The organism is Streptomyces alkaliphilus (genome assembly GCF_014141535.1).
GTDB lineage: Bacteria > Actinomycetota > Actinomycetes > Streptomycetales > Streptomycetaceae > Streptomyces > Streptomyces alkaliphilus.
The window spans coordinates 1-1,267 of record NZ_VKHT01001237.1 but is presented as its reverse complement, the minus strand read 5'-3'; the positions used below and the strand labels follow the sequence as shown (position 1 = coordinate 1,267).

1 protein-coding gene is annotated in these 1,267 nt (G+C 75.2%); it reads right to left on the bottom strand.

The annotated features are described in order from the left end of the window. Window positions 1-1,221 (bottom strand): DUF4132 domain-containing protein (locus FNQ90_RS23670; protein WP_182608212.1); only part of this gene is annotated, 1,221 nt, incomplete at its 3' end. Window positions 1,222-1,267: the final 46 nt, after the last annotated feature.

The following is a 1,267-nucleotide window of genomic DNA, read 5'->3' as shown; positions in this document are numbered from 1 at the left end:
ACCCCCGTCCTCCGACGGTTCCCCCCGCACCCACCCGCGCCGGACGAGGGACAGCAACGCCCCGGTGGACACCGTCACCCCCTCCAGACGACGCAACCGCGAGGACCGCTCCTCACCCGGCCGCAGCCCGTGAACCGGCCGCTCCACCTGGGGGAAGGGCTGCGATATCCCGCCTCCCGCGAACCGCGCCCGCCACACGGTCAGCTCCTCGCCCAACGCCAGGGGGTGGGGGAGACGGACGACGGCGTGGTCGCCCGGAGTCACGGGACGCCCGTACACGTCGACCCCCGTGCCGCCCGGACCCGGGCGGAAGGTCACCACCCGCTCCCGCCCGTCGGGCCCCTCCTCGCGGACCTCCCACACCAGCCGACGCACCGCGTGCCCGAGCAGCGGGTGGGCCGCGAGGCACCGGTGGAACTCGGCCAGGGACCACCGCCGCCCCTCCACCATCTCCCGCTCCCACCGGGGAAGCAGCCCGGAGGCCACCGCCCGCGCCTCCCGGCGCAACGCAGCGAAGCGCCGGTACTCCGCCCGCGCGTCGGGACCGTCCCCCCGAGGTCCCGGTTGCGGCGGGACCGCTCGGGTCCGCCCCGCGTCGTCCACCACGAACGGCCGCAACCGCTCGTCGAAACCGACCACGAACCGCCGCGCGCCGTAGTCGATGACGGTGCTCCCGTCCGGATCCAGGCCGAGATCGGGGACCAGCCGGTCGGCCAACTGCTCGGCGGACAAACCCAGACCGGCCGCCACCTCCACCATCCGCTCCCCGGCCCGACGGCGCAGGGCGGTGAACCGACTTCCCCGCGAGAGGCCGTGCAGTGCGCGCAACGCCTCCTCGGTGCCGATGGCGGCGAGCACGTCCAGGCCCCGCACCGCCCGGTGGTGCCCGTCCTCCCCGGGCCACCGGTCTATCAACGGCACGAGCAGACGCACGGTGTCGTCGTCCCCCAGGACCCCGAGCGCGGTCATCATCCAACCCGCCGCCGGTGGCATCCCCATCAACCGCCACCGCTCGAACAACGCCTCGACGAAAGCGGCCGGGGAACCCGGTTCGCACACCTCCGTCAACGCCGTGCGGTCCACGCACTCCGGGGCGGTCATCCCCGGATCGGTGTTCCCGGAGCCCGCGAGTCGACGCAGCAGCAGCCGGGTGGCCGTGAGGGGAAGAGGCCGCCCGTCGCGCAACACCAGACGGGGGAAGGTCGCGGGGTGGGCCCACATCTCCCCCTCGCCCGGTCCGGGGGCCCCGGGCGGTGTCCCCCGATCC